The organism is Dysgonomonas sp., from assembly GCF_035323175.1.
GTDB lineage: Bacteria > Bacteroidota > Bacteroidia > Bacteroidales > Dysgonomonadaceae > Dysgonomonas.
In genome coordinates this window covers 1-5,032 of the sequence record NZ_DAOKYH010000003.1, presented here as the reverse complement: position 1 = coordinate 5,032, position 5,032 = coordinate 1, and the positions used below count along the sequence as shown (strand labels likewise).

General features: G+C 40.3%; 6 protein-coding genes. 4 read left to right on the top strand and 2 right to left on the bottom strand.

Going from position 1 to position 5,032, the window contains the following annotated elements:
* Positions 1–46: 46 nt before the first annotated feature.
* Positions 47–784: a LexA family transcriptional regulator gene (locus PKC55_RS05710; protein WP_135104680.1), complete on the bottom strand. Its 738-nt coding sequence runs from the start codon at positions 782–784 to the stop codon at positions 47–49.
* Positions 785–1,069: 285 nt separating this feature from the next.
* On the opposite strand from PKC55_RS05710, the gene PKC55_RS05705 reads away from it, so the two are divergent.
* The 4 genes from PKC55_RS05705 to PKC55_RS05690 all read left to right on the top strand — a co-directional run bounded on the left by PKC55_RS05705 (position 1,070) and on the right by PKC55_RS05690 (position 3,403).
* Positions 1,070–1,405 carry a hypothetical protein gene (locus PKC55_RS05705; protein WP_283685780.1) on the top strand — a complete coding sequence of 112 codons (336 nt, stop codon included), beginning with the start codon at positions 1,070–1,072 and terminating at the stop codon, positions 1,403–1,405.
* A 70-nt stretch (positions 1,406–1,475) separates the two neighbouring features.
* Entirely contained in the window at positions 1,476–2,075 is a 600-nt protein-coding gene (locus PKC55_RS05700; protein ID WP_291126436.1) for a helix-turn-helix domain-containing protein, read from the top strand.
* Complete coding sequence (locus PKC55_RS05695) at positions 2,062–2,649, top strand: P-loop NTPase family protein (protein ID WP_291126434.1); 588 nt, start codon at positions 2,062–2,064, stop codon at positions 2,647–2,649. The genes PKC55_RS05700 and PKC55_RS05695 overlap by 14 nt, the downstream gene beginning before the upstream one ends.
* Before the next feature lie 148 nt (positions 2,650–2,797).
* Positions 2,798–3,403 (top strand): hypothetical protein, encoded by a 606-nt coding sequence (locus tag PKC55_RS05690; protein ID WP_135104684.1) that lies wholly within the window; start codon positions 2,798–2,800, stop codon positions 3,401–3,403.
* A gap of 173 nt (positions 3,404–3,576) precedes the next feature.
* Here PKC55_RS05690 and PKC55_RS05685 read toward each other — a convergent pair whose 3' ends face one another.
* The gene (locus tag PKC55_RS05685; RefSeq protein ID WP_283685783.1) at positions 3,577–4,449 is read right to left on the bottom strand and encodes a phage tail-like protein; all 873 of its coding nucleotides are present in this window, start codon (positions 4,447–4,449) and stop codon (positions 3,577–3,579) included.
* Positions 4,450–5,032: the final 583 nt, after the last annotated feature.

Here is a 5,032-nt window from a genome sequence, read left to right as displayed (position 1 = left end):
ATCGCCCCTACTGCTCTAATATTTGTCTCTTCTTTTGCTTGAAAAGCTACATCATATTCGATACCCTTTGTATAATATTGAACATCTGCCGTATATCGTTAAAGCTCAACTCGAAGTCTGAATATTCGGGTGAGGTGTTTAGCGAATGGCAGGTGATCGTACCTTTTTCTACGTCCTGATTTATTATCTGTTTGCAGAGGATGGTGTTGTCGAGCACAATTATCCAGTTGGGATACTCATTTGTACGCAACTTGTCTCTCCAGTGTTCCGATCCCAGTTCACGCCCCAGCACGATGTCGCCGTTTGCGAGGCTTTTGCGAGTGTCGTCGTCCATGCTGTCGCCCTTTATCTCAAAGGCCATATACTTTCCGTGTCCTATCTGGTCTACAATGAAATTGTACTCGTCGAGCGAACCGCTAAACTCGGCATCACGATAGTCGTCTATGTACTTGGCATAGGCTTTTATCGGCACAAAGGGAACCCGCATCAGGTATTTTCCGTTTGCCAACTGAAAGTATTTCACCCCCGCCTTTGTTATCAGGTATGGCTCTTCCTTGTCGGCGTCGGCTTTCATCATCGGTCCTTCTTCGGTGAGTAGCCAGCTTGCATTTATCTGTGGCAGGCGGGCAAGTATTTTCTCTATCACTTCCAATCCGATTTTTCGGTTTCCGCTTATCCAGTTGCTAGTCGTATTTGGTTTTTCGTCTATCGATCTGGCGAATTCGCTGTTAGACCCTTTAAACAAATCTTCCCTTATTTTCTTTATTCTCTCATGTATTTCCATTGTTCACTAATATGTGTATTGTTAAATGGGCATTTAATGTGATTATTTTGCTTTTTCTTCTTCTTTTCTTTCTTCTTAAGTCTTTGCTAGAAAATGATTACCGATCTATCTTATTCATTATCTAGATTGTATTGCCTGTTCAACGTGAGTTAACTATAATTAACTATAGCATTCACATAAATGTGTATTATATATTCACAAATATGTGTATATTTGTATTGAAAGTATTATTTACTATCAAATTAAAGAAAATAAATACAATCTGGCAATTAAAACGAAAGAAAAATGGGAGCACTGAAAATTGACTGCTATTGCAATGAAAGACAGATGGCAAGCTTAGTGAAAGCCGTTACCGGCCATTTGTATGAATCCGACAGGTCGGAGATACCCGATTTTGACGATGTAATTAACGGTGTGCGGGTGTGTGTAGAGTTTGAAACATACATGGATACCGTACAACTGAAAACCGCTGAAGTACTCGATAGCGACTGGGATTTACTCTACGAAGACTCTGCTGTGCTGACTTCACGCTTGCGAGCCATAGTGGAAGAATATAACCGTAACGAAAGCGAAGCATGTGAACAATCGCGGGATATACTTTCCGACAGATACACAAGCTAATGGGAGTGCAATGTGTGCCTCTCTGATAAGAACTAACCGAACACCGGCTGTAAAACAATTAATCGCTTGTATGAACTACATTGAACTCATAAATCTATTTTGGCAAATCCGCCGTAAGGTGCGATTGAGCTCCAGCGAGGCAGATCTGTATTACTTTCTGATGCAGGAGTCGAACGCTCGCCAATGGGAAAACCCTTTTGAGTGTACCAATGGTATTATCTGCGCTACGATCGGCTTTAGCGAAAAGACCATGATAGATGCACGCAACAGGCTAAAAGAGAAGGGGCTGATAGACTTTGAGGCAGGACAGCGCAGGCTTCGTTCGCCCGTATATACACTGTTGTACAACAAAAAAGGGTGCAGACCGGCAAGTAAGAAGCAGGTAAAACCTGAAAAGGAAGGGTTCCCCTTTACAGGCGATGAGAGCAATGCAAAATCCGCATTCGTAGTGCCTACCTTCGAAGAGGTGAGGGCTTACTGCAAGCAAAGGGGCGGCAGGGTGGATGCCCGTAAGTTTATAGACTTCTATACAGCAAAAGACTGGATGATGGGGCGTAACAAAATGAAAAACTGGCAGGCTGCTGTCCGCACGTGGGAAAAGTCGGAGGATTATATGCAGCCCATAGCCGAGTGTAAACAACTAAAAAGCATAGGAGATGAACGATTTTAACGAAATATGCTGTCGAATGAAAGAGCACGATATGCCTGTGCCTCAGAATCAAGTGATAGTACGTGTGCCCGAAGCACGCACGGTGCTCTATCACTATATGAAAGACTGTCTGGCACAGAAAAGGAGCGAATTGCACTGGCTGCCCGAGTATGAAGAAGTGGCAGACTGGTTGGCAGACAATCGGGGGAGGGGACTTTTTCTGTATGGCGACTATGGTCGTGGCAAAACAATGCTGGGGTATCATGTGCTGCCTGCCATCTTGCTGAAGTATATGAACAAGGTGGTGAATGTGTATGATGCTCAGAAGATGAACAGCGATATAGACAAGCTGCTGAGGAAACATGTTATAAGCCTCGACGATATTGGTACGGAAGATACTTTGGTAAGTTATGGCAACCGCCGCCTAGCCTTTGCCGAAGTGATGGATGCCGCCGAAAAATACCGAAAACTGGTTATCGTATCCACCAATCTCAACGGCGATCGGATTGTGGCTCGCTATGGTCAGCGGGTGATGGAGCGCATTATTTCGGTTACCCGCCGCATCGAATTCAAGGGGCAGAGCCAAAGGCGCTGATTAACAAATGATTTGTAGCTATTAACAATTGTCGGGATTTTCGTTCCGATGGGCATCGTCTGCTCTTTTTTGTGCGGTGATCTTTATCTTAAAAGTGTATTCAATGTATTTATAATCAATTATTAACCATTCTTTATCTTATTATATTATGCTATTATTCAACGTAAGCAAAGGCAACAAAGGGAAAAAGTATTTCAGTAAAAAACGTGATATGTCGGACGTCGTTTTTGCCGAAAAGGCAGAAGCTTTCAACCGTTGGTTTGCCGACAATAATAAAAAGCTGACACAATACCTTGAGGTGCGCCGTTCGTACAACTGTGATGTTTTCAACGACAGCTACCTGAAAATGTACGAGAACATTCTCTTCTCGGGAAACAAAATAGAGAATTACATGCATTATTTTATCCGTTCGTATTATACCAACCTGATGGCGGAGGGCATCAAGCAAAACAGATATTGCGAGCTATTGCCCAACTACGACAAGTCGGATGTCGATAGCGGTTATTTCCGTGAGATCGAAGCCAAGCAAAGTAAGTTGGAGTCGGACATAATGCAGTATGTATATGATAATTATGATATTCGTGATTTCGAATTGTTTAAGATGTATATCTCGCTGAAACCTGCTATAAACTATACTTCTCTATCGGAAATTACTGGGGTTAAGGCGCATAATATACAGCGGGCTATCTCGCGCATCAAGAAAGGGGTGCTTGCCAATAAAGAGTTTGCCGAAAGACGCAAAGAATTAGTATAGAATTTCTTATTGGTATTACAGTTGCGAATTGTATAAAAAAAAGCCCTTTATTTTATATCTGTCACATGACAATATAAAATAAAGGGCTGTAAGGTTGGGAAGTCCTGTCTGTTGTGTAGAAACGATCTTACATTTTAGTAAGGATATGTAATGCTATTAAGGCTTATAGTTTTTTATAATTCTTCTATCAGTAGATAGCTACCTATCGAGCTCATATATTTGGCATCATGTGATGTAGATGCCGCCATACGTGTGACTCTATTGTTTGCCGGTCCGTTAGCTATCATTCTTATCAATGAACCTTCCTTTCCTGAGTTCAAAATACATATCGGGTTTGTGACACCGCCATCGTGATAGCTTTCTGTAGATGATTCAGAATATCCCCATGTAGATATTGGCAGTGAAACAAGAGTCGGATTATTATTTTTTATCAGGTAGAAACGGCTAGCGATATAAGTTGCGCTTCCTTCAGTGCCATTTGTAAAAATGCCAACGTAGCCGGTTATCTTAAAGTCTTTGAGGGGAGGAAGATATATATCTGTGTTGTTTATAATTTTTATGCCTTCTGTATTTATACCTTTTATCGAATCCCATATAATATTTGTTCTCGCCGGATTTGTTTCACTATTTGTTCTTGCGGCGATAGTTTGGTTGTCATTCTTGACTACAACCGCCAATGTTTTTTCTACAACCGACACTTTTGGTTTCAGGGCTGTCCATGTATACAAAGAGTCGTTTAGTTGCCATGTATATATACCTCGTCCGTTAGAAAACTTAGGGTTGGTGTTGTATACCGTTAGTCCTTCGTTTATAGTGTCTTGTACGATATTGTATCCCTCTGGGAACATAGGAAACAGTTTGTCTCCGTTTGATAAAAAAACTCTCGGAAAACCAAAGCCTTTAGTGGCATTTGTACCCTTCGAGTCATTCTCTTTGAGTTGGAGGATAGCACCATAGACAGGCTCGCTGGCAGACCCGATGGTTACTTGGGCTTGCGAGAAGATACTGATACTGATTCCTAATAATAATATTATATATTTTATCATAATAGTTTTGTGTATTAAAAAATAAAAATAATGCAGTGTAATTTGTGTTAGTATTTGCCCTAAAGTTCGCTGCGAAGTTAGCACTTTAAAAGTAAATAAAATAATATTTGTCCTTTCGGGAAGCTTTGAGGTGTACGTATTTGTAGCATTTAAAGCCTATTTATGTGGCTTAATGAATTTATGTAGTGTACTAAATACGTCATTGGCAGCGGGTTGTCTATTAATAGTTAAAATATACAATAACTTCTGTCTATAAGCTATTGAAAAAAGTAATGTAGGTGCTTTCCGCTTAATTTTCTGAGGGAGTTTCTCTTAAGAGGAGTAAAAGACTATCTGATAAATGTTTGAAGGGAAATTTCATTGTCCTGCATATTACTCACGGCTATAATCCTTGTCTGTCGTACTGAAGAGCGAAGTATTTCGCAATTTCATAAAAAAAATATCATCCAAATCGTGAAAAATCCGTCATCTTTTTTCTTCAATATTATCTTATTGTGCACATGTGTTTATTGAATTCAAAACATTTCTAAAAAGAACTATTAAACTAATTATTAAGCTTATGAAGAAAATTTTATTGATGATT

What these genes read in the sequence shown, in the direction of transcription:
- PKC55_RS05685 (WP_283685783.1), bottom strand. Translation starts at nt 4,449, where the DNA reads ATGATAAAATATATAATATTATTATTAGGAATCAGTATCAGTATCTTC.
- PKC55_RS05700 (WP_291126436.1), top strand. Translation starts at nt 1,476, where the DNA reads ATGAACTACATTGAACTCATAAATCTATTTTGGCAAATCCGCCGTAAG.
- PKC55_RS05690 (WP_135104684.1), top strand. Translation starts at nt 2,798, where the DNA reads ATGCTATTATTCAACGTAAGCAAAGGCAACAAAGGGAAAAAGTATTTC.
- PKC55_RS05710 (WP_135104680.1), bottom strand. Translation starts at nt 784, where the DNA reads ATGGAAATACATGAGAGAATAAAGAAAATAAGGGAAGATTTGTTTAAA.
- PKC55_RS05705 (WP_283685780.1), top strand. Translation starts at nt 1,070, where the DNA reads ATGGGAGCACTGAAAATTGACTGCTATTGCAATGAAAGACAGATGGCA.
- PKC55_RS05695 (WP_291126434.1), top strand. Translation starts at nt 2,062, where the DNA reads ATGAACGATTTTAACGAAATATGCTGTCGAATGAAAGAGCACGATATG.